Source organism: Pseudonocardia kongjuensis (assembly GCF_039526905.1).
GTDB lineage: Bacteria > Actinomycetota > Actinomycetes > Mycobacteriales > Pseudonocardiaceae > Pseudonocardia > Pseudonocardia kongjuensis.
On sequence record NZ_BAAAJK010000052.1, the window covers coordinates 64,215 to 85,761 of the forward strand.

20 protein-coding genes are annotated in these 21,547 nt (G+C 75.7%); 6 read left to right on the plus strand and 14 right to left on the minus strand.

Features of this window, described 5'->3' with window-relative positions:
- Nucleotides 1-10: 10 nt before the first annotated feature.
- From ABD160_RS29565 to ABD160_RS29575, 3 genes are read right to left on the minus strand one after another with little or no spacing between them, the layout of a single operon-like run.
- Nucleotides 11-748, minus strand: a complete 738-nt coding sequence (locus ABD160_RS29565; protein WP_344028752.1) for a DUF4191 domain-containing protein — start codon at nt 746-748, stop codon at nt 11-13.
- A 46-nt stretch (nt 749-794) separates the two neighbouring features.
- On the minus strand, nt 795-1,799 hold the full coding sequence (lipA, locus tag ABD160_RS29570) for a lipoyl synthase (RefSeq protein WP_344028755.1): 1,005 nt from the start codon (nt 1,797-1,799) through the stop codon (nt 795-797).
- Nucleotides 1,796-2,722: an SDR family NAD(P)-dependent oxidoreductase gene (locus ABD160_RS29575; RefSeq protein ID WP_344028758.1), complete on the minus strand. Its 927-nt coding sequence runs from the start codon at nt 2,720-2,722 to the stop codon at nt 1,796-1,798. The genes lipA and ABD160_RS29575 overlap by 4 nt, the downstream gene beginning before the upstream one ends.
- Before the next feature lie 54 nt (nt 2,723-2,776).
- Here ABD160_RS29575 and ABD160_RS29580 point away from each other — a divergent pair, with 54 nt between their 5' ends.
- Nucleotides 2,777-3,718, plus strand: a complete 942-nt coding sequence (locus ABD160_RS29580) for an LLM class F420-dependent oxidoreductase (RefSeq protein WP_344028761.1) — start codon at nt 2,777-2,779, stop codon at nt 3,716-3,718.
- 31 nt (nt 3,719-3,749) lie between these two features.
- Here ABD160_RS29580 and ABD160_RS29585 read toward each other — a convergent pair whose 3' ends face one another.
- The 6 genes from ABD160_RS29585 to lpdA all read right to left on the minus strand — a co-directional run bounded on the left by ABD160_RS29585 (nt 3,750) and on the right by lpdA (nt 10,559).
- Nucleotides 3,750-4,220 carry an ArsR/SmtB family transcription factor gene (locus tag ABD160_RS29585; RefSeq protein WP_344028763.1) on the minus strand — a complete coding sequence of 157 codons (471 nt, stop codon included), beginning with the start codon at nt 4,218-4,220 and terminating at the stop codon, nt 3,750-3,752.
- A gap of 35 nt (nt 4,221-4,255) precedes the next feature.
- Nucleotides 4,256-4,981 (minus strand): lipoyl(octanoyl) transferase LipB, encoded by a 726-nt coding sequence (gene lipB / locus ABD160_RS29590; RefSeq protein ID WP_344028766.1) that lies wholly within the window; start codon nt 4,979-4,981, stop codon nt 4,256-4,258.
- Nucleotides 4,982-4,991: 10 nt separating this feature from the next.
- Nucleotides 4,992-6,263: an NAD(P)/FAD-dependent oxidoreductase gene (locus tag ABD160_RS29595; RefSeq protein WP_344028769.1), complete on the minus strand. Its 1,272-nt coding sequence runs from the start codon at nt 6,261-6,263 to the stop codon at nt 4,992-4,994.
- Entirely contained in the window at nt 6,260-7,150 is an 891-nt protein-coding gene (locus ABD160_RS29600) for a TIGR01777 family oxidoreductase (RefSeq protein WP_344028773.1), read from the minus strand. The genes ABD160_RS29595 and ABD160_RS29600 overlap by 4 nt, the downstream gene beginning before the upstream one ends.
- Before the next feature lie 144 nt (nt 7,151-7,294).
- Nucleotides 7,295-9,103 (minus strand): 2-oxoglutarate dehydrogenase, E2 component, dihydrolipoamide succinyltransferase, encoded by a 1,809-nt coding sequence (gene sucB / locus ABD160_RS29605; protein WP_344028776.1) that lies wholly within the window; start codon nt 9,101-9,103, stop codon nt 7,295-7,297.
- Between the two features lie 61 nt (nt 9,104-9,164).
- Nucleotides 9,165-10,559, minus strand: a complete 1,395-nt coding sequence (gene lpdA, locus ABD160_RS29610; protein ID WP_344028778.1) for a dihydrolipoyl dehydrogenase — start codon at nt 10,557-10,559, stop codon at nt 9,165-9,167.
- Between the two features lie 211 nt (nt 10,560-10,770).
- Between lpdA and ABD160_RS29615 the strand changes: the two genes are divergently transcribed.
- A complete protein-coding gene (locus tag ABD160_RS29615) occupies nt 10,771-11,142 on the plus strand; it encodes an oxidoreductase (protein ID WP_344028781.1) in 372 nt (123 codons plus the stop codon).
- A gap of 2 nt (nt 11,143-11,144) precedes the next feature.
- Here the strand turns inward: ABD160_RS29615 and ABD160_RS29620 are convergent, their stop codons facing one another.
- Nucleotides 11,145-11,987, minus strand: a complete 843-nt coding sequence (locus ABD160_RS29620; RefSeq protein WP_344028784.1) for an SDR family NAD(P)-dependent oxidoreductase — start codon at nt 11,985-11,987, stop codon at nt 11,145-11,147.
- Nucleotides 11,988-12,226: 239 nt separating this feature from the next.
- Here ABD160_RS29620 and ABD160_RS29625 point away from each other — a divergent pair, with 239 nt between their 5' ends.
- Nucleotides 12,227-12,814, plus strand: coding sequence for a Uma2 family endonuclease (locus ABD160_RS29625; RefSeq protein WP_344028787.1), 588 nt, complete (start codon nt 12,227-12,229; stop codon nt 12,812-12,814).
- A gap of 50 nt (nt 12,815-12,864) precedes the next feature.
- Here the strand turns inward: ABD160_RS29625 and ABD160_RS29630 are convergent, their stop codons facing one another.
- Nucleotides 12,865-14,397: a leucyl aminopeptidase gene (locus ABD160_RS29630; RefSeq protein ID WP_344028790.1), complete on the minus strand. Its 1,533-nt coding sequence runs from the start codon at nt 14,395-14,397 to the stop codon at nt 12,865-12,867.
- Nucleotides 14,398-14,593: 196 nt separating this feature from the next.
- Here ABD160_RS29630 and ABD160_RS29635 point away from each other — a divergent pair, with 196 nt between their 5' ends.
- From ABD160_RS29635 to ABD160_RS29645, 3 genes are all read left to right on the plus strand, one after another.
- A complete protein-coding gene (locus ABD160_RS29635) occupies nt 14,594-15,955 on the plus strand; it encodes an APC family permease (RefSeq protein ID WP_344028792.1) in 1,362 nt (453 codons plus the stop codon).
- Nucleotides 15,956-15,974: 19 nt separating this feature from the next.
- Nucleotides 15,975-17,090, plus strand: a complete 1,116-nt coding sequence (gcvT, locus tag ABD160_RS29640; protein ID WP_344028794.1) for a glycine cleavage system aminomethyltransferase GcvT — start codon at nt 15,975-15,977, stop codon at nt 17,088-17,090.
- A gap of 99 nt (nt 17,091-17,189) precedes the next feature.
- Nucleotides 17,190-18,311 carry a branched-chain amino acid aminotransferase gene (locus ABD160_RS29645; RefSeq protein WP_344028796.1) on the plus strand — a complete coding sequence of 374 codons (1,122 nt, stop codon included), beginning with the start codon at nt 17,190-17,192 and terminating at the stop codon, nt 18,309-18,311.
- Between the two features lie 67 nt (nt 18,312-18,378).
- Here the strand turns inward: ABD160_RS29645 and ABD160_RS29650 are convergent, their stop codons facing one another.
- From ABD160_RS29650 to ABD160_RS29660, 3 genes are all read right to left on the minus strand, one after another.
- Complete coding sequence (locus ABD160_RS29650) at nt 18,379-19,245, minus strand: DUF559 domain-containing protein (RefSeq protein WP_344028798.1); 867 nt, start codon at nt 19,243-19,245, stop codon at nt 18,379-18,381.
- A 123-nt stretch (nt 19,246-19,368) separates the two neighbouring features.
- Nucleotides 19,369-20,253: an adenosylcobinamide-GDP ribazoletransferase gene (locus tag ABD160_RS29655; RefSeq protein WP_344028801.1), complete on the minus strand. Its 885-nt coding sequence runs from the start codon at nt 20,251-20,253 to the stop codon at nt 19,369-19,371.
- On the minus strand, nt 20,250-21,530 hold the full coding sequence (locus ABD160_RS29660; protein ID WP_344028808.1) for a nicotinate-nucleotide--dimethylbenzimidazole phosphoribosyltransferase: 1,281 nt from the start codon (nt 21,528-21,530) through the stop codon (nt 20,250-20,252). Before ABD160_RS29660 ends, ABD160_RS29655 begins: the two co-directional genes overlap by 4 nt.
- Nucleotides 21,531-21,547: the final 17 nt, after the last annotated feature.

Sequence of the window (21,547 nt, forward strand, 5' to 3'; positions counted from 1 at the left end):
CCGCCGGGGCTCAGCGGCGGCGGACGGTGCGCTGGATGCTGCGCATCTTCGCGCCCTGCGGCAGCGGGCCCTTCGGCATGGCCGCGGTCCGGGTGCCGAGCGCGTTGAGCTTGTTCTCCAGCGAGTCCATCTCCGCGGCGGAGATGTTGCGCGGCAGCTTCATGAGGTGCCGCTGCAGCTTCTTGAGCGGAACCTGGCCCTCGTCGTTGCCGACCAGGACGTCGTAGATCGGGATGCTGCCGGCGACCCGCGCGGTGCGCTTCTTCTCCTGCGCGATGAGGCTCTTCACCCGGTGCGGCGCGCCCTCGGCGACGAAGATGATCCCGGGCCGCCCGACGACCCGGTGCACCGCGTCGAGGTGCGTGGTGCCCGCGATGCCCTGCGTGATCCGCCACTGCCCGCGCATGTTGTCCAGCGCCCAGCCCGCGGCGCCCGGCTGCCCGTCGGCCTTGGTGTAGATCGAGCGCTGCACCCGCCTGCCGAACACGCTGAACGCCCCGAGGGCGCCGATCATCACGCCGAACGGGACGAAGAACCAGGTCATCCCGAAGAACCAGCCGATGAGGGTGAGCAGCGCGATCGCACCGACGAAGACGCCGATCATGATCGGGAGGAGCTTCTTGTCCTCCTTGCGCTGCATCTGGAACGCCTGCCAGATCTGCTGGCGGCGCTGCTTCGACGCGGCCTTCTTCGCGGCCTTGCGCGCCTTCTTCTCTTCGGGCGTGGGCTTGCGGGGCTTGCCGGGCATGTGCCCAGACTACGTCCCCGCCGCGATCAACGGTGCGCCGAGGTGGTCAGCTGCGGGCGAGCAGCGAGCTCGCCTCCTGGGCGGCCGGACCGGAGTCGGCGAGGTGCGCGAGGTCCGGGTGCAGCTCCTCGCCGCGGTGCGCGACCGTCTGCGCGTAGAGCCGCCCGGCCCGGTACGACGAGCGCACCAGCGGGCCGGCCATGACCCCGGCGAAGCCGATCTCCTCGGCCGCCTTCGAGTGCTCGACGAACTCCTCCGGCTTCACCCAGCGCTCCACCGGGTGGTGCCGCTTGGTCGGCCGCAGGTACTGGGTGATCGTGATGATCTCGCAGCCGGCCGCGTGCAGGTCGCGCAGCGCGGCGGTCACCTCGTCCGGCGTCTCGCCCATGCCCAGGATCAGGTTGGACTTGGTGACCAGGCCCTTCTCCCGGGCCTTGGTGATCACCTCGAGGGAGCGCTCGTAGCGGAACGCCGGGCGGATCCGCTTGAAGATCCGCGGGACCGTCTCCAGGTTGTGCGCCAGCACCTCGGGGCGCGCGTCGAACACCGGGCCGAGCTGCTCGTCGCGCGAGTTGAAGTCCGGGATCAGCAGCTCGACGCCGGTGCCCGGGTTCATCTCGTGGATCAGCCGGACGGTCTCGGCGTAGAGCCAGGAGCCGCCGTCGTCGAGGTCGTCGCGCGCGACGCCGGTGACGGTGGAGTAGCGCAGACCCATCTGCTGCACCGACTCGGCGACCCGGCGCGGCTCGTCACGGTCGAGATCGGCGGGCCGGCCGGTGTCGATCTGGCAGAAGTCGCACCGCCGGGTGCACTGCTCGCCGCCGATCAGGAACGTGGCCTCCCGGTCCTCCCAGCACTCGTAGATGTTGGGGCAGCCGGCCTCCTCGCACACCGTGTGCAGGCCGCCCGACCGGACCAGGCCCTTCAGCTCGGTGTACTGCGGGCCGGTCCTCGCGCGGGTACGGATCCAGGAGGGCTTCCGCTCGATCGGGGTCTCCGAGTTGCGGACCTCGAGGCGGAGCAGCTTGCGGCCTTCGGGTGCGACGGTCACGCCCACACCGTACGCCCGGGGTCCGGTGTGATGCCGGTCGCGGCCGCGGTGACGTCCCACAGCCGGCCGGCGAGCACCGGGTCCTGTGCCGCAGCGGAACGGCGGGCCGGACCGGGTGGCCCGTGCAGCTCGCCGGGGCCGGACGGGCCGAGGTGGTCGCCGCCGTGCACCGGCCCGGCCGCGGCGGCCAGCTGCGGCCCGATGCCGTCGGAGACCGGCTGGGTGATCATGCGGTCCAGGATCCCGAACGCGCGGTCCCAGCGGGTGCTGCGGCCGCCCCGCCGGAACGAGTTCTGCATCAGCGACGACTCGGTCATCCCCGGGTGCGCGGACACCGACAGCACCGGATCGCCGGCCAGCCGCAGCCTGCGGTCCAGCTCCGCGGCGAACAGCAGGTTCGCCAGCTTCGACGCCCCGTAGGCGGCGTTCGGGGAGTACCGGCGGGCGCGCCAGTGCAGGTCGTCGACGTCGAGCCGGCCGGTCCGGTGCCCGAGGCTCGACGTCAGCACCACCCGGGACGGCTGCTCCGGGTCGCCCGCCGCGCGCAACGCCGGCATGAGCAGCCAGGTCAGCGCGGCCGGGCCGAGGTGGTTCGTGCCGATCTGCAGCTCGAAGCCGTCCGCGGTCTCGGCGCGCGGCCCCATCGCGACGCCCGCGTTGTTGACCAGCACGTCCAGCCGGTCGCCGGTGCGCTCGCGGATCTCGACCGCGGCGGAGCGGACCGAGGCCAGGTCGGCGAGGTCCAGCAGGACGAGCTCGCCGCCGGCCCGCTCCGCCGCGAGCTGGCCGCGGGTGGTGTCCCGGGCCGCCATCAGGACCCGGGCCCCGGCCCCGGCCAGCGCGGCGGACAGCGCCGGGCCGAGCCCCGACGTCGTGCCGGTGACGAGGACCGTGCGGCCGGTGAGATCGGGGAGCGGGTACACGGCGGCGACGGTAGCGGGCGCGGGCCGGCCCGGCCGCGGCTACCGTGCGGCACCGTGGACTTCCGGATCTTCACCGAACCCCAGCAGGGCGCGACCTACTCCGATCTGCTGCGGGTCGCCCGCACGACCCAGGACGCAGGCTACGACGCCTTCTTCCGCTCCGACCACTTCCTGGCGATGGGCGACGGCGGTGCCGGGGCCGGACTGCCCGGCCCGACCGATGCCTGGGTGACCCTGGCCGCGCTCGGCCGCGAGACCACCCGGATCCGGCTCGGCACGCTGGTCACCAGCGCGACCTTCCGGCTGCCCGGTCCGCTCGCGGTCGCCGTGGCACAGGCCGACGAGATGTCCGGCGGCCGGATCGAGGTCGGCCTCGGCGCCGGCTGGTTCGAGGCCGAGCACGCTGCGCTCGGCATCCCGTTCCCGCCGGTCGGGCAGCGGTTCGAGCTGCTCACCGAGCAGCTGGAGATCCTCACCGGGCTGTGGGCGACGCCGCCCGGCGGCCGGTTCGACCACCGCGGCACGCACTACACGATCACCGGTTCGCCGGCGCTGCCGCGGCCGGTGCAGGACGCCCCGCCGGTCGTCGTGGGCGGGGTGGGCAAGCGCCGGACGCCCACGCTGGCCGCCCGCTTCGCCGCCGAGTTCAACGTGCCGTTCCAGCAGCCCGACGTGGTCGCCACCCAGTTCGGGCGGGTGCACGACGCCTGCCGCGCGATCGGCCGCGATCCGGCGGACCTCACCTACTCGGTCGCGCAGATGCTGTGCCTCGGTCGCGACGACGCCGAGCTGGCCCGGCGCGCCGCCGCGGTCGGCCGGGACGTCGACGAGGTCCGCGCGAACTGCCTCGCCGGCACCCCCGGCGAGATCGTCGACCAGCTCGGCCGCTGGTCCGAGCGGACCGGCGCGACCCGGTTCTACCTGCAGATCCTCGACCTGGCCGATCTGGAGCACCTGGAGCAGTTCGCCGGGTCGGTGATCGGACAGCTGGACTGACGGCGGTCCTCGGTGCTCGCCGAGATGCAGCTCAGGATCCGAGCTGCCCGCCGAGGTCCGCGGCGGCGGTCAGCAGCACCAGCACCGGCACCACGGCGCGCGGTGCGATCCGGTAGCTGCCGCGGCCGTCCTGCTCGACGAGTCCGGCGTGGGTGAGGGCCCTGAGGTGGTGGTAGAGCTGGCCGGTCGAGGCCAGCTCGGCGACCTCGGTCAGTTCGGCCGTGCCGCGCGGGCCGTGCAGCAGGCCGCGGACGATCCGGACCCGGACCGGATGCCCGAGCGCGGCCAGCACCGCGGTGCGCGGCTCGTCGTCCAGGGCGAGCGCGGCGCCGGCGTCGTACTCGATGCTCCAGCGGACCTCGCCGTGCAGCGCGACCTCGCCGGAGTAGCGCACCGTCCCGGTCCCCGTGGGGGCGGGCGCGACGGCGGCCGGGGCCGCGGCGAGCCGCTGTTCGAGCTGCTCGACGCGGCGTTCCAGATCGGCCAGGCGGTCTGCGGTCACCCGATCATTCTACGGAACTACGGAGAAGCGGTCGATCAGCCGAGCCCGCTCATCAGGTCCACCATCCGGGCGACCGGGTGCTCGGCGACCGGGAGCCGGCCGTCGATCGCGTCCAGCACGGCGGTGGTCACGGCCCCGGTGACGTCGTCGACGGTGATCTCCCGGCCGAGCTCGGTGCTCAGCGTGGTGACGCCGGCGTCGGCGATCCCGCAGGGCACGATCCGGCCGAAGTCGCCCAGGTCGGCGTCGCAGTTGATGGCGAACCCGTGCTGGGTCACCCCGCCGGAGATGCGCACCCCGATCGCGGCGACCTTGCGCTCCGGGCGCATCCCGGCGGCGGGCAGCCACACCCCGGACCGGCCCTCGACCCGCCCGGCCGCCGGCAGCCCGAGATCGTGGCAGACCCGGATCAGCGCCTCCTCCAGCCGCCGGACGTAGTCGACGACGTCCATCGGCTCCTTCAGCGCCATGATCGGGTAGCCGACCAGCTGCCCCGGCCCGTGCCAGGTGATCCGGCCGCCGCGGTCGACGTCGATCACCGGGGTGCCGTCCTGCGGCCGGTCCTCCGGCCGGGTCCGGCGCCCGGCCGTGTACACCGCCGGGTGCTCGAGCAGCATCAGCACGTCCGGGCCGGTGCCCTCCTTGCGCGCCGCGGCGTGCGCCCGCTGGGTGTCCCAGGCGGCCTGGTACTCGACGCGGCCCAGCCGGTCCACCCGGACGGGGTCGGTTCCGGCACGGCAGCTCTGATGCGGATCGGGCATGCCGCCGAGATTACCCCCGCACCCGGGCCGCCCCGAGCCGCGCCAGCACCGCCTGCGCCGCCCGGCGCCCGCTCACCAGCGCGCCCTGGGTGGACGGGGTGTCCCGGTGGTCGCCCGCGACGAACAGGTTCCGGCCCAGGTCGACGTCGCGGCGCACCGGCCGGGCGGGCTCCAGCAGCGGCAGCGCCCCGTCGACCTGCGCGGTGTGCAGGTGCGCCCAGTCGTCGGTCGGCACGGCCCAGATGCGGGCCAGCTCACGTCGCACGGCGGGCTCGTCGAGCCCGGTGCCGGCCGGGGTGCCGACGATCGACGACGCCACCAGCGGCCGCCCGTCGGCCGAGTAGCCGGGTGCGGCGGCCGTCAGGACGACGCTGTTGACCACCGGTCCGCCGGTGCCGTCCAGGTGCAGCAGCGGCGCCGCCGACGGCGCCTGCGGGGGCACGTGGAAGAACGTGGTCAGCGCGTTCATCCGGGGTTCGGCGACGCCGGGCAGCAGCGCCGCCGCGGTCCGCGGGTCGGCCGCGACCAGCACCGCCCGGGCGCGCAGCGTCCCCGCGTCGGTGTCCACCGACGGTGCGTCCCCGCCGTGCACGGCGTGCACCCGGGTGTGCAGCGTGACCGCGCCGGGGGGCAGCGCGGCGGCCAGCCGCCGGGGCAGCGCCTCCATCCCGTCGTCGGGCACCACGACCGTGCCGAGCGCGAAGCTGCGCCACACCAGCCGGACGAACGCCGCGGACGTCTCCAGCGCCGGATCGGCCAGCACCCCGGACAGGAACGGGCGCAGGAACCGGTCGGTGACCGCACCGCCGATCCCGGCGGCGTCCAGGTCGTCGGCGGCCGACCGGTCGATCATCGTGGCGGTGCGCGCCGGGGGAGAGGCCAGCACCCGCGCCGTCCAGGCCACCAGCTTCGCCTTGTCCAGCGGGCCGAACAGGTCGTCGGCGGCGGTCGCGGGGGCGGACGCCGGGCGGCGCAGCGGATTGACGAACCGGTGCAGCTCGCCGTCGCCGGCCCGGACGGCGGCGCCGGGCTCGAAGGCGCGGGCGGCGAGCGAGTCCAGGCCGTGCGGGGCCAGCGCGGCGCGCAGCGCCGGGTACGACGAGTTGAGCACCTGGAACCCGCGGTCGCAGCGGAACCCGTCGACGACGTCGGTCGCCATCCGGCCGCCGACCCGGTCGGACGCCTCCAGCAGCTGCACCGACAGACCGTGCCGGTGCAGGACGGCGGCCGCCCGCAGCCCGGCGAGGCCGGCGCCGACGACCAGGACGTCCGGCGTGCTCACGTACCGACCGCGGCGGACAGCGCGTCGCCGACCGTGTGGTGCCGGAACCGGAACCCGGCGTCGAGCAGCGCCTTCGGCACCGCCCGCTGCCCGCTGAGCAGGGTCTCCCGGCCGAGCTCGCCCAGCACGGTGGAGACCACCGGGGCGGGCACCGAGAACGGGGTGGGCCGCCCGACGGCCTCGCCCAGCTCCCGGGTGAACTCGGCGTTGGTGACCGGCACCGGGCCGGTGATGTTGGCCGGCCCGGACAGCGATCCGGTCTCCACGGCGAAGCGCAGCGCGGACACCTGGTCGTCCAGCGACACCCACGGCATGTACTGGGTGCCCTTGCCGATCCGGCCGCCCAGGAAGCCCCGGAACAGCGGGCGCAGCATCGCCAGCAGCCCGCCGGACGGCGACAGCACCAGCCCGGTCCGGATCAGCACGACCCGCGCGCCGGCGTCGGCGGCGGGCGCGGCGGCCGCCTCCCAGTCCCGGCAGACGTCGGCCAGGAAACCGCTGCCCGACGGCGCCGACTCGTCGGTGACGTGATCGCCGGTGTCGCCGTAGTAGCCGACCGCGGAGCCGCTGACGAACGCCGGGACGCCGTGCCGGGCGACCGCGGTCGCGAGCACGTCGGTGGGCACGTTGCGGGAGTCGCGGATCAGCTGTTTGCGCGCCCCGCTCCACGGCCGGTCGGCCAGCCCGGCCCCGTTGAGGTTGACGACGGCGTCGACGCCGTCCAGCGTGCCGTCCTCGATCGTGCCGGCCGGTGGGTCCCAGCCCCGTTCGTCCGGCGCGGCGGGGGAGCGCCGCACCAGGCGCAGCACCTCGTGGCCCGCCCCCCGCAGGTGGGCGACCAGGGCGGTTCCGATCAGACCGGACGAACCGGCTACGACGACTCGCACGGCGGCGATCCTTCCCGGTTCCGGGCCCGGGCGCGACCCGGCGGGTGGCGACGGTGATCACCCGTTCACCCGGTGGTGGTACGGGTGCGGCCCGCCCCGGGTGAACCGGGACGGGCCGCGACCGTCGGGCGGGTGGCGCCGGGCCTACAGGCCGAGCTCGGCCTCGAAGGCACCCTCCTCCAGGCGGGCCCGGATCGCGGACAGGAAGCGTCCGGCGTCGGCACCGTCGACCAGGCGGTGGTCGTAGGTGAGCGGCAGGTAGCAGACCGAGCGGACGGCGATCACGTCGTCGCCCTCGGGGCCGGTGATGACCTTCGGCTCCTTGACGATCGCGCCGGTGCCGAGGATGCCGACCTGCGGCTGGTTCAGGATCGGGGTGTCGAACAGCGCCCCGGCGGAGCCGATGTTCGTGATCGTGAACGTGCCGCCGGACAGCTCGTCCGGGCCGATCTTGGCGTCCCGGGTCCGGGCGGCCACGTCGGCGATCTTCTTGGCGATCCCGGCCAGCGACAGGTCGTCGGCGTCCTTGATCACCGGGACGAGCAGGCCGCGCGGGGTGTCCACGGCGATGCCCATGTGCACCGAGCCGTGGTACGTGACCTGCTTGTTGTCCTCGGAGATCGAGGCGTTGACCGACGGGAACGCCTTGAGCGCCTCGATCGTCGCCTTCGCGATGAAGGCCAGGAAGGTGAGGTTGGCGCCCTCGCGGCGCTTGAAGTCCTCCTTGACCTTGTTCCGCAGCTTGACGATGCGGGTGAGGTCGACCTCCTGGACGGTGGTCAGCTGGGCGGACACCGCCAGCGACTCGTTCATCCGCTGGGCGATCACCTGGCGCAGCCGCGGCAGCTTGACCGTGGTGCCCGGCTGCGGGCCGTCCTGCGGGCGGGTCGGGACGGTCTGCGGCTGCTTCGGCGCACCGCCGGACGCGGCGGGGGCCGCCGGGGCCTCCGGGGCCGGGGCGGACTTCTGCTCGGCCGCCGCCAGCACGTCCTGCTTGCGGATCCGGCCGCCGACCCCGGAGCCGGTCACCGTGCCCAGGTCGACGCCGTGCTCCTGGGCCAGCTTGCGGACCAGCGGCGTCACGTACGGCTTGTCGCCGGACCCGTTGGACGACGACGGCGCGGAACCCTGGGTGTCGGTGGACCCCGTGGGCTGCGCCTGCTGCTGCTTCGGGGCCTCCGCCTTGGGCTGCTCGGCCTTCGGCTGCTCGGCCTTCGGGGCCTCCTGCTTCGGGGCCTCCTGCTTCGGCTCCGGCTTCTTCTCCGGGGCCGGCTCCTCCTTCTTCGGAGCGGGGGCCTCCTCCTTCGCCGGTGCGGCCGAGCCGTCGCCGACCAGCGCGAGCTGCGCGCCGACCTCGACGGTCTCGTCCTCGCCGACGGTGTGCTCGAGGACGGTGCCGGCCACCGGCGACGGGATCTCGGTGTCGACCTTGTCGGTCGAGACCTCCAGCAGCGGCTCGTCCACGTCGACGCTGTCGCCGACCTGCTTGAGCCAGCGGGTGACGGTGCCCTCGGTGACCGACTCGCCGAGCTCGGGCATGGTGACCGGCGTCCCGGAGCCGCCGCCGGACGCACCGGAACCGGACTCGTCGGACGACGGCGCAGCCGCCTCCTCCTGCGCGGGCTCCGGCTCCGGCTCGGGCTCGGGCTCGGCCGCCTCCTCGGCGGCGGGCTCGGCACCACCGGAGCCGCCGGAGCCGCCGCCGTCGGACTCGTCGGCGTCGCCGATCACGGCGAGCTCACCGCCGACCTCGACGGTCTCGTCCTCGCCGGCGATGATCCGCTTCAGCACCCCGGCCGCGGGGGACGGGATCTCGGTGTCGACCTTGTCGGTCGAGACCTCGAGCAACGGCTCGTCGACCTCGACGGTGTCGCCCTCGGACTTGAGCCAGCGGGTGACGGTGCCCTCGGTGACACTCTCGCCCAGGGCGGGCATCTCTACGGTGACGGCCATGTCGGGTGGAGCTCCTCTTGTTCCGCGTGGGTGTTCGGGTCTGGGGACGGATCGGCCGGGATCAGCCGTGGGTGTGCAGCGGTTTCCCGGCCAGGGCGAGGTGGGCCTCTCCGAGTGCCTCGCTCTGCGTGGGGTGGGCGTGGATCAGTGCGGCGACGTCGGCGGGGAGAGCCTCCCAGTTGTAGATGAGTTGCGCCTCCCCGACGAGCTCGCCGACCCGTGAGCCGACCATGTGCACACCGACCACGGGGCCGTCGGCGCCGGCCGGGCCCGCCTGGACGAGCTTGATCGCCCCGGAGGTCTGCAGGATCTGCGACCGCCCGTTGCCCGCCAGGTCGTAGGTGAGGGTGTGCACCTCGCCGTGCCGCTCGCGGGCGGCGTCCTCGGTCAGCCCGACCGAGGCGATCTCCGGGTCGCAGTAGGTCACCCGCGGGACGCCGTCGTCGGACAGCGGGGTGGGTGCGAGCCCCGCGACGTCCTCGGCGACGAAGATCCCGTGCGCGAAGCCGCGATGGGCCAGCTGCAGCCCGGGGGTGACGTCGCCGACGGCGTACACGCCGTCCAGGTTCGTCCGGAGCCGCTCGTCGACGGTGACGAAGCCGTCCGACATCGCGATCCCGGCCTCGGCGAACCCGTGACCGGTGGTGTTGGGGCCGCGGCCGACCGCGACGAGCAGCAGATCGGCGTCGATCTCCTCGCCGTTCTCCAGCGCGACGGTGACGACGTCGCCGGAGCGGGTGGCCTTGCTCAGCCGCACGCCGGTCCGGGCGGTGATCTTCCGGCGGCGGAAGGCGCGGCCGAGCTGGGTGGAGCAGAACTCGTCCTCGGCGGGGACCAGCCGGGGGAGTGCCTCGACGATCGTGACCTCGGCCCCGAACGAGCGCCACACGCTGGCGAACTCGACGCCGATCACGCCGCCGCCGAGCACCACGACCCGTTCCGGGACCCGGTCCAGGGTGAGCGCGGCGTCGGAGGTGACGATCCGGTCGTCCAGCTCCAGGCCGGGCAGCGAGCGGGCGTAGGAGCCGGTCGCGAGGACCACGTGCCTGCCGTGCAGGAGCCGGTCGCCGACCCGCACGACGCCGGGCCCCTCGAGGGTGCCGGCGCCGTCGACCACGGTGATCCCGCGGGCGGCGACGAGCCCCTGGAGACCCTTGTGGAGCCGGCCGACGACGCCGTCCTTGTAGGAGTTGACGCCGGCCATGTCGACACCGTCGAAGGTGGACCGGACGCCGAGCTTCGCGCCGTCGCGGGCGTTGTCGGCGACCTCGGCGGCGTGCAGCAGCGCCTTGGTCGGGATGCAGCCGCGGTGCAGGCAGGTGCCGCCGATCTTGTCCTTCTCGACGAGGACGACCGAGAGCCCCAGCTCGGCGGCGCGCAGCGCGCAGGCGTACCCGCCGGAGCCGCCGCCCAGGATCACCAGGTCGGCCGCGCTCGCTGAGCCCGTCTCGGACACCGATCAGCTCCCTCCCGGTCACGTGCGGCGGGGGCCTCCACCGCCGTGACGCCGCAGTGCGGCGCCCATCTTGTCACTACCCGCACGGTGCGCCAGTGCGGGTGTCGGGAGCAGATCATGGTCCTCGCGCGTTGTACTGACCGATCACGTGTGTCCGTTTCGCCCGCCGGCGGTACGGAATGTCGTGCGAGCCGACGAGAGGGTGACGCCCATGGGCCTGCTGGACAGGTTCCGTTCCCGCCGGTCCTCCGGCCAGGCCAAGGCTCCGAGCGCGGAGTCCTACCTGCGGGAATGGACGAACGCGCGGATCGGGGTGGAGGCGTTCGTCGAGCCTCGGACGACCGTGACCGAGACGACGGTGGTGTTCGTCGCACACGACGGCGAATGGACCCGGCGGCGGGTCGGGAACCCGAACCGGGCCAAGAAGCTGGCCCGCTCGATGCAGATCCCGATCTACGACGTGCAGCTGGTCGGCTACCCGAAGCGGATGCGCGACCACGACGCGCGGGAGCGGGCGCTGCGGAAGAAGGCCAAGCAGGAGGAGATGCTGCGGCAGCTACGGGAGAAGGACCGGGACCGGTAGCGCTAGTCCTGCAGCGAGCGGGCCCTGCGGGCGCCGATCGCGCGCATCGCGGGCTCCAGCCGCAGGGCGGGCCCGGGGACCAGTGCGGTCAGCCGCAGCACCGCGCCGCGCCAGGCCGGCAGCGTGCGGTACACCCGGCCGGTGCCGAACATCCCGACCAGGCCCTGCGCGACCTGCTCGGTGGTGACCAGCGTCCCGGACCGGACCAGTGCCTGGGCCTGCCCGCCGGGCTTCATCCCGCGCAGCAGCTCGGTGTTGACGCCGTCCGGGCAGACCGCGTGCACCCGGATCCCCTCCCGGCGGACCTCGGAGGCGAGTCCGGAGACCACGGACAGTGCACCGGCCTTGGACGCCGCGTACACGGACAGGCCGGGGACCGGGCCGAGCGCGGAGAGCGAGACGGTGACGCCGATCTCGCCGCCGTGCGCGAGGCCGGCGGCGGCCTGCTCCCGGAACGCGGCGACCGCGGCCCGGGCACCCCAGACCGGGCCGAGCAGGTTCACCTCGACCAGGGCGCGGGCGTGTGCCTCGGACAGCTCGGTGAGCGTGCCGTCGAACCCGACGCCCGCGTTCGACACCCAGGCGCCCAGCGGGGCGAGCCCGCGGGCGCGGTCGGCGACGGTGCGCGCGTCGGCCGGGTCGGTGACGTCGTGTGCGGCGCCGTCCGCGGCGCCGATCCGCTCCGCGGTGGCCCGGGCGGCGTCCGCGTCGAGATCGGTGACGAGCACCCGGTAGCCCCGGCCGACCAGCTCGGCGGCGATCGCCTCGCCGATCCCGCGGGCGGCGCCGGTGACCACGGCGGAGCGGGGAGCGTGCGCGGGGATCTCGTGCCGGCGTCGTCGCATGGGCCGGGAGTATGCCCTACCGGTCGGTAACCCGGTGTGCTCCGCGCAGCGCCCGGCGCCGGCCCGCGCCGGGCAGGAGCAGCGCGGCGAGGCCCGGCGAGCAGCCGGCCGGGCACCGGACGGGACCAGCCGACGTCGCGCAGCCGCAGGCGTTCCACCCGGGCAATCTGCTCGTACCAGGTGTTCTCGGTCGTCGGGAACTGTCGGACCCCCCCTGGGGCGGTGTCACCATGACGACCATGCCCGCCCCCACCACCCCGGTCCGCCCGGTCGAGGTCGAGGAGTTCCTCACGGGCGATTTCCCGGTCGGCTCGGAGCTCGTCGACGGGGTGGTCCACCTGAACGATCCGGCGTTCCTGCACCAGGAGGTGGTCTCGCGACTGCTCCAGGCACTCGCGGCCTGGACCCGCACCGAGCCCGGGCACGGCCGGGCCGGTTTCGGCGGGAACTGGGTGCTCGCCGGGCGCAACGTCTACAAGCCGGACGTGTGGTGGGCCGCCGAGCCACCGCGCGGCACCCGGCACGCCGGGCCGCCGGAGCTCGCCGTCGAGGTCCGGTCACCCGGCACCTGGGCGCTCGACGTCGGCCCGAAGCTGCGCCGCTACGAGGCCGCGGGCACCGCGGAGCTGTGGCTGGTCGACCCGCCGGCGTGGACCGTGCTCGTCTTCCGGCGGGCCGCCGGGTCCGGTACCGCTGGGTCAGGTACGGCCGGGGCAGGTGCAGCAGGGTTCGGCACCGCGCTGGAGGTCGCGGGCGGCGACCTGACCAGCCCGCTGCTGCCCGGGTTCGCGCTGCCGGTCACCGATCTCGTCGAGGACGCCGGGTGAGGCGCGCGGCGTGACCGGGCGCCGCCGCGACCGCGGCGGCACCCGGGGTCTCAGCCGTTCGCGGCGACGTCCTCCAGGAAGGCGATCAGCGTCCGCACCGGCACCCCGGTGCCGCCCTTGGTGGTGTAGCCGCGCGGGCCGCCGGTGTTGTACGCCGGACCGGCCACGTCGATGTGCGCCCACGGCAGCCCGGCCGGCACGAACTCCTTCAGGAACAGCCCGGCCAGCAGCATCCCGGCGAACCGCTGCCCGCTCACGTTCGCGATGTCGGCGACCCGGGAGTCGAGGTCGGAGCGCAGGTACTCGGGCAGCGGCATCGCCCAGCCGTCCTCGCCGACGTCGACGGCGTGCCCGGCGACCCGGTCCCGCAGGTCGTCGGACCCCATGATCCCGGCGGTGCGCAGCCCGAGCGCGACCTGCTGGGCGCCGGTCAGCGTCGAGGTCTCCACCAGGTAGTCGGGGTCGTCCTCGCCGGCCCGGACGAGCGCGTCGGCCAGGATCAGCCGGCCCTCGGCGTCGGTGTTGAGCACCTCGACGGTCTTCCCGCCGTACATGGTGAGCACGTCACCCGGCTTGTACGCCGTCGAGGACGGCATGTTCTCGGCCATCGGCACGGTCGCCGTCACCGCGACCGGCAGCTCCAGCTTCGCCGCGAGCACCACGGTGGCGACGACCGCCGCGGCGCCGCCCATGTCCGAGGTCATGTCCGCCATCCCGGCGTTCGGCTTGAGCGAGATGCCACCGGTGTCGAAGGTGATGCCCTTGCCGACCAGCGCGACCTTCCGGGCCGGCGCGGCGCCGCCGTTCCAGGTCAGCCGGACCAGCCGCGGCTTGTTGGCCGAGCCCTTGCCGACCCCGGTGATCCCGCCGTAGCCGTTCTCCCGCAGCCGCTCGTCGTCGAGCACCTCGGTGACCAGGCCGGCCCGCTCGCCCAGGGCCACCGCGCGCTGCGCGAACGTCTCCGGGACCAGCACGTTCGGGGCGGTGTTCACCAGGTCGCGGGCGGTGGCGACGGCCTCGGCGACCAGGCCGGCCCGGCGGACCTGCGCCTCGGTGACCCCGGTGAACGTCCAGGACGCCACCGGTGCCGATCCGGCGTCGGTGCTGGAGCGGTGCGCGTCGAACCGGTAGCCGCCGAGCAGCGCACCGGCCACCGCCGCCTCGGCGGCGCCGTCCCCGGCGGCGCCGAGCGTGCTCACCGCGGCGGGCGTCCCGGCCAGCGCCCGGGACGCCGCACCGGCGGCCCGGCGGACCCGGTCGGCCGCCGCCGCGTCGTCGCCGTCCGCGGCGCTCACGACCGCCACCAGCCGCGGCGCGGCGACCGCCCCGCGGGCCGGCAGCGAGACGACCTGCTCGACCTTCCCGGTCGCGCCGACGACGCGGAGCAGCTCGGCGAGCTCGCCGCCGAACGCGGCGTCGACGTCGGCGGCGCCGGCGGCGAGCACCGGCGCGACCGCGGTGCCCGCCCCGTCGTCGGCGGGCGCCCCCGGGTGCAGGCCGATCACCAGCGCCCCGGCCTCGACGGTGGACGGCGACGCGGTCGTCGCGGCGGTGTCCGGGATGGTCGGTTCGGCGGTCGGCACGGGGAACTCCTCGGTCGTGGGACGGTCGGATCGGTATCGGACGGGTGGCCTCGCGTTCCGCTCGTGCACACACGGTGACCAGCACACGTGTCCCGTGCGCCGGGCGGGTGGGGAGCGGCGCGGCGAGACCGGACCGAGATGGTAATGACACCCCCGCGGCGCCGCGCGGCACAGGGTCGAATGGGAAGGTGATCGGGTGCCCCGACCCCCGTACCGGATGCCGACCGCGACCGCGGTCGTCGTCGCCCTCGCGGCGATGTTCGGTACCGGTCTGTACGCGGCGCTGGCCCCGGCCGCCGCGGTGTCGGGACCGTGGTTCCCGCTGGGCGTGCTGCTCGCCGGGCTGGTCGCGCTCGGCGTCGTCGCCTCCACCGCGCACCTGGCGACGGCCCGGCCGGCCGGGCCGGAGCTGGTCCGGGACGACCTGCCCGCACCCGCGGTGCGGCTCGGCGCGGTGGCCCGGCTGGTGTCGCGGGCCGCGGCCGCCGCGGCGGCCGCCGGCGTGTTCGGCGCCTACGTGCTGCCCACCCAGCCGCTGCCGGTCGCGGTGGTCGCGGTGCTCGCCGTCATCGCGGTGAACGCGGCCGGGGTCCGGGTGTCCCCGGCGGCGTCCGGCGGACTGGTCGTGGGCACCCTGCTGGTGCTCGCGCTGGTCGCCGGGGTGGGCCTGACGACCGACGCGCCGGAGGGCGCCGGGCCGTCGTCGGCGATGCCCGCCGCGGAGCTGGCCGGCGCCGCCGTCGCGGACGGCGCGGGGACCCCGGACGATCCGGTCGCCGGGACGCTGCAGGCCGCGGTCGAGCCGGGGCCGCTGGGCGTGCTGACCGCCGCCGCGTTCGCGTTCTTCGTCTACACCGGCCTGTCCCGGGTGGCCGAGCTCGGCGGCAGCCTGCGCGACCCGATGCGGGCGATCCGCCGCGCACCGGCGGTCGCCGTGCTGGTCACCACCGGGTTGCTGCTGACGCTCTCGATGGCGCTGCTGCACGGGCTGGGCGTGGAACGGCTGGCGATGTCGCCGACCCCGCTCGCCTCGCTGATGGACACCGGCGGCAGCCCGGCGCTCGGCGTGCTGGTCCGGATCGCGGCGGCCGCGGCCACCGCGGCCGCGCTGCTCGGGGCGCTGTCCCGGGCCGCCGGCGGGGCGTCCCGGCTGGCCCTGGACGGCGAGCTGCCCGGCTTCCTCGGCCGCGGCGGCTCGCGCGGCACGCCGTGGCCCGCCGATCTGCTGCTCGGCGGGCTGACCCTGCTGGTCACCCTGGCGGTGGGGCCGATCACCGCGATGGCGATCGCGGTCGGCGCGGCCCTGGTGCACCACACCCTGCTGCACGCCGCGGTGCTGCGGATCCCGGGCCGCCCGGCCGCGGCGGCGTTCGTGGCGGGCGCCGGCGGCACCGGCTGCCTGGTGCTGGTCGCGGCGCTGCCGCTGTGGCCGCTGCTGGCGACGGCCGGCGCGCTGGCGGCCGGCTGGGTGCTGTGCGCGCTGTCCGCGCGCTCGGCCGCCGTCCGGGGCCGCCAGGAGGCCGCCGGCCCGGCCGATCCCGAGGAACGCGCCGCCTGAGGGACTAGGGTCCCCTGGCGTGACCGACGATCTTCTGCCCAGCCCGCTGCACGACCGGCACGTCGCCCTCGACGCCACCCTCGGCGAGTTCGGCGGCTGGTCGATGCCGATCTCCTACCCGGGCGGCACCGTCGCCGAGCACACGTCGGTGCGCGAGACGGCGGGCCTGTTCGACGTCAGCCACCTCGGGACGGTCCCGATCGCCGGGCCGGGCGCCGCCGCGCACGTGAACACCTGCCTGAGCAACGACCTCGGCCGGATCGGCCCGGGCCGGGCGCAGTACACGCTGGCCTGCAACGAGACCGGCGGCGTGATCGACGACATGATCATCTACCTGGCGGCGGACGACGACCTGCTGCTCGTCCCGAACGCCGCGAACTCCACCCGGATCGTCACGATGCTGCAGGACGGCGCCCCGGACGGGGTCACCGTCACCGACCGGCACCGCGAGCTCGCCGTGCTCGCCCTGCAGGGGCCGCGCTCCGCGGAGGCGCTCGCGGCCGCGCTGGGCGAGGCCGGGTCGGCGGTCGCCGACCTGGACTACATGTCGTTCACCGACATCGAGGGCGGCGCGGTGCGGGTCTGCCGGACCGGCTACACCGGCGAGCACGGCTACGAGCTGGTCCTCGACGCCGCGGCGGCGCCCGCCCTGTGGGACGCCCTGCTCGACGCGGTCCGCGCGGTCGGCGGCGGCCCGTGCGGGCTCGCCGCCCGGGACACCCTGCGCACTGAGATGGGCTACCCGCTGCACGGCCACGAGCTGTCCGAGGAGATCAGCCCGGTGCAGGCGGGCAGCGCGTGGGCGGTCGGCTGGGACAAGCCGTCGTTCTGGGGGCGGGATGCGCTGGTCGCCGAGCGGGCGGCCGGCCCGGCACGCCGGCTGCGCGCGCTGCGGGCGACCGGGCGCGGCGTGCCGCGGGCCGGCATGACCGTGCTGGACGCCGAGGGCGGCAACCCGGTCGGCACCGTCACCTCCGGCACCTTCTCGCCCACCCTGAAGGCCGGGATCGCGCTGGCGCTGATCGACACCGATCCGACGGTGGCGCCCGGCGACGCGCTGGTGGTCGACGTCCGCGGCCGGGCGCTGCCGGTCGAGGTCGTGAAGCCGCCCCTGGTGCCGTCCCACGTGCGATGACGCCGGCGTGACCGGCGTCCGTCCCGCAGGGGAGGATCGCGTCCCGACCGTCGGGAATCCGACTACTTGCGATGCGGGCGGCGGAGATACCGTTCACCCATGAGCGCGCCGCAGTTCACCGTCACCCGCAACCCCGCCCCGGCGTCCCCGCAGCGGCGCGCCCAGGTACTGGCCGATCCCGGTTTCGGCCGGCACATGACCGACCACATGGTCACCATCCGCTACACCGAGGGCACCGGCTGGCACGATCCGCAGGTCGTGCCGTACGGGCCGCTGACCCTCGATCCGTCGTCGATGGTGCTGCACTACGGCCAGGAGATCTTCGAGGGGCTGAAGGCCTACCGGCAGCCGGACGGCTCGATCGCCCTGTTCCGGCCGGAGCAGAACGCCCGCCGGTTCGCCGGGTCCGCGAGGCGGCTGGCGATGGCCGAGCTGCCCGAGGAGCTGTTCCTCGCCTCGCTGGCCGAGCTGCTGTCGGTGGACTCGGAGTGGGTGCCCGCCGCCGGCGGCGAGGACTCGCTCTACCTGCGCCCGTTCATGATCGCCACCGAGGTGGGGCTGGGCGTCCGGCCGTCGTCGGAGTACCTCTACGCGGTGCTGGCCTCGCCGGCCGGGCCGTACTTCGCCGGCGGGGTCAAGCCGATGGACGTCTGGCTGGAGACCGAGTACACCCGGGCCGCCCTGGGCGGCACCGGCACCGCCAAGTGCGGCGGGAACTACGCGGCGTCGCTGCTGCCCCAGGCGGTCGGCGCCCGGCACGGCTGCGCCCAGGTCGCCTACCTCGACGCCGAGGAGCGCACCTGGATCGACGAGATGGGCTCGAACAACCTGTTCTTCGTCTTCACCACGCCCGACGGCGGCGTCGAGATCGCCACCCCGGACCTGCGTGGCGCGGTGCTGCCCGGCATCACCCGGGACTCGCTGATCACCGTGGCCCGGGACCTGGGGATGTCGGTGGTGGAGCGGCGGATCGCGGGCCAGGAGTGGCTGGGCGGGGTCGCGAGCGGCCTGCTCACCGAGGTGTTCGGCTGCGGCACCGCCGCGGTGATCACCCCGATCGGCACCGTGAAGCACTCCGGTGGCGAGGTGACCGTCGGCGACGGGGAGCCCGGCCCGGTCACCCTGCAGCTGCGCGAGGCGCTCACCGCGATCCAGCGGGGCGCCGCGCCGGACCCGCACGGCTGGATGCACACCCTGGTGCCCGCACCGGCCGCGGTCTGAACCGGCCTGATCACCGGTTGTGGAGCGCGGCGCCCGCCAGGTGGGCGCCACGCTCCACAACGGGTGATCACCGGCGCAGCGCCCGGCGGATGGCGGCGATCGTGCGGTCCGGGTGGCGGGTCACGTCGCGCCAGGTGAACCGCAGCAGGATCCAGCCGGCCCCGACCAGCGCGTTCCCCTTCGCCCGGTCCGCCGCGAACCGCGCCGGATCCACATGCCAGGCCCAGCCGTCCAGCTCGATCGCGACCCGCTCCACGGGGAACGCGATGTCGATCTCCCGGCCGTCGCCCACGGGGAGGCCGCGTACGAAGCCGCCGATGCCCCCGGCCCTGAGCAGCCGCAGCAGGGAGCGTTCCAGGCGGGAATCCGCCCGGTCCAGCGCGGCGACCAGCAGCCGGTGCGCCGTCGCCATCCCGTGCGCGCCGGCGTTCCGGCAGTAGGCCTGATGCAGGTCCGCGGGTCCCACCCGGCGGCGTTGCAGCGCCCGGTCGAGGAACGCCGCACCGTCGGGCAGGACCGCGCAGGTCTCCAGGACGGTCAGCGGCACCGAGGTGAGGGCGACACCGCCGCGGACGATCCGGTCCGCCCTGTGGAGATCGCGCCGGCGCAGCCGGATGCCTGGTGGGACCCGTCTCCTGACCCTGGGGGGCACGGTGACGCCGACCAGGACCGGGGCCCGGGGCAGCAGACCCGACCAGAACGCGGCGGACGGCCCGTCGAGCACCGCGTCCGGCCCGCCCCAGAGCGCCGCGGCCACGATCCGCGCCCGGTCGCCCAGCGGGTGCCCGGCATCCAGGAGGACCCCGGGATGGACGTCGCGCCACTCGCCGCGTGCGACCCGGCGGCGGATCGACGAGGCCGACAGCCCGCAGCCCAGCGCCTGCTCCCGGGAGATGATCCCGGCCTGCAGAAGCAGCAGCTCACGCACCCGCACCCGGGCAGGCTCACATCCACCCGCCCACCACCGGGCCGGAACCGGGGGAGCGGTTCACGCGAGTGATCACCGGTCGTGGAGCGCAAAGCCCGCCGGGTGGGCGCTGCGCTCCACGACCGGTGATCAGAGCGCGGCGGCCAGCACGACCAGGACGGTGGTGGCGGCCAGCTGCTCGGCGGCGCCCAGCACGTCCCCGCTCATCCCGCCGAACCGGCGGCGGGTGTGCCGGGCCAGGCCGGCCACGAGCAGCGCGGCGGCCAGCACCGCACCCACGGTGACCAGCACGATCCCGGGCCCGGCCAGGACCCCGGGGAACGCCGTGGGGCCCTCTGGGAGGTAGTCGGCGTAGCGCCGGGGCATGCCCGCCCGGTCGACGGCCGGGACCAGGGCGGCGGCTCCCGCCGCGGCCAGCACCGTCCACCACAGCGGGGCGACCCACACCCGCTGGGAACCCGCCACAAGGGCTCCCAGCCCACCCTCCCTGGCCGCCGGTGTCCCGCTCCTGGCCACCCAGCAGAATCCGGCCCGGCCGACCCCGGCAGCCAGCGCGCAGGTCACCAGCACCGCCGCGGGCGGGGCCGAGGCGAGCTGGGCCAGCGCCGCGGCCTGCGCCCCCAGCACCACGACCAGCGTGACGACGGCGAACGGTCCCGCACCGCCCTCGGCCATGATCCGCAGCGCCCGCTCGGGGGGCCCGTAGCTGCCCAGGCCGTCGGCGGTGTCGGCCAGCCCGTCCAGGTGCATCCCGCGGGTCGCGAGCGCACCCGCCCCGACCACGAGCAGGCCCGCCACCAGCGGGGACGTCCCGAGCGCGGTGAGCCCGAGCAGCAGCGCCCCACCGGCCAGGCCGAGGCCGATCCCGACCACCGGTGCCCATCTCAGCGCGGCCGCCGGGACCCCCTGGGGGAGGGCGCCGTCCGGGCCGGTGCCGACCCGGGCCGGGAGCACGGTCAGCCAGCTGACGGCCAGCCGGAGCCCGGCCAGCGGCCCCGGCCTGGCGTCGGTCACCGGGTGGCGCCCGCCGCGGCCGTCGCGTCCCCGGGGACGACGCCGGTGTCCTCGGCGGTGCCCGTCTCGCCGAGCAGGCGGGCCGCGGTGGTCAGCAGCGGCAGCACCGCGACGCCCGCGGTGCCGTCCTCGGTGCGCACCGCGAGATCCAGCACCGGGGTCAGCGCGAGGTGCTCCAGGACCAGCCCGGCGGCCGGCTCGGTGGACGGCTGCGCCGCCAGCCACCACTGCTTCGCGCCGGGTGCGAGCTCCTCGGCCATCAGCGCGGCGGCACCGACGGCGACCCCGTCGAGCACGGTCGGGACCTTGCGCTCCGCGGCGCGGGCCAGGAAGCCGGCGAGCACGATCAGGTCGGTGCCGCCGACGGTGCGCAGCAGCGCGAGCGGATCGCGCAGGTGCGGGCGGGCACGGCGCAGCCCGTCCCGGATGGCGACGGCCTTGCGCATCCAGGCCCGGTCGTCGATCCCGGAGGCGCGGCCGACCACGGCGACCGGTTCGGCGCCGGTGAGCGCGGCGACCAGCGTCGCGGCCGGGGTGGTCGCACCCACCGCCAGGGTCGCCGGGACCAGGACGTCCGCCCCGGCGTCGATCTCCTCGTCGGCGAGCTGCCGGCCGGTCCGCCAGGCCGCGGCGGCGTCGTCGTCGGTGAGTGCGTCCTCGCGGTCGATCCGGCCGGTGCCGCGGGCCACCCGGTGCCCGGACTCGACGCCGTCGGCGTCCCGGGTGAGCCCGACGTCCACGGTGCGCACCGCCGCCCCGGCGGCCCGGGCGGCGACGGTGACCGGCAGCCGTCCGGCGGCGGCGGCCTCGGCGCGGGCTGCGGAGACCTCCGGCGGGTAGGCGGACACCCCGTCGGCGGCGACGCCGTGGTCCGCGGCGAGCAGCAGCACACGGGCGTTCACCGGCGGCCGCGGCGGGCACTCGCCCTGGCAGGCCGCGAGCCAGACACCGAGCTCGCCGAGCCTGCCCAGGCCGCCCGGGGGCAGTGCGAGGCCGTCGACGAGCGCGACCGCGGCGCGCCGGGTCCGCAGATCCGGCCGCCCGACCGCGGCCGGGGCGGACGGCCGCTCGACGGGCTCCGGGCCGGTCACCGGCGCGGCCGACGACCCGGTCGGCGGGGTGACCGCACCGGGGACGCCGGCCGGGGTGCCGGCGACGTCACCGTCCGGGTCGGCGACGCCGGGATCCGCGGGGGCGGTCGGTGCATCCGGGGCCGTCGCACCGGGCGCCCCCGCTGCCGGGGCCGGGGCACCGGCAGCCGGGTCCGGCGCACCCACTGCCGACCCACCCGCTG

Bases quoted from the DNA above. Each gene is read 5' to 3' on its own strand.
- ABD160_RS29565 (WP_344028752.1), bottom strand. From the start codon at position 748: ATGCCCGGCAAGCCCCGCAAGCCCACGCCCGAAGAGAAGAAGGCGCGC.
- lipB (WP_344028766.1), bottom strand. From the start codon at position 4,981: ATGCCCGATCCGCATCAGAGCTGCCGTGCCGGAACCGACCCCGTCCGG.
- sucB (WP_344028776.1), bottom strand. From the start codon at position 9,103: ATGGCCGTCACCGTAGAGATGCCCGCCCTGGGCGAGAGTGTCACCGAG.
- ABD160_RS29615 (WP_344028781.1), top strand. From the start codon at position 10,771: ATGGGCCTGCTGGACAGGTTCCGTTCCCGCCGGTCCTCCGGCCAGGCC.
- ABD160_RS29620 (WP_344028784.1), bottom strand. From the start codon at position 11,987: ATGCGACGACGCCGGCACGAGATCCCCGCGCACGCTCCCCGCTCCGCC.
- ABD160_RS29625 (WP_344028787.1), top strand. From the start codon at position 12,227: ATGCCCGCCCCCACCACCCCGGTCCGCCCGGTCGAGGTCGAGGAGTTC.
- ABD160_RS29645 (WP_344028796.1), top strand. From the start codon at position 17,190: ATGAGCGCGCCGCAGTTCACCGTCACCCGCAACCCCGCCCCGGCGTCC.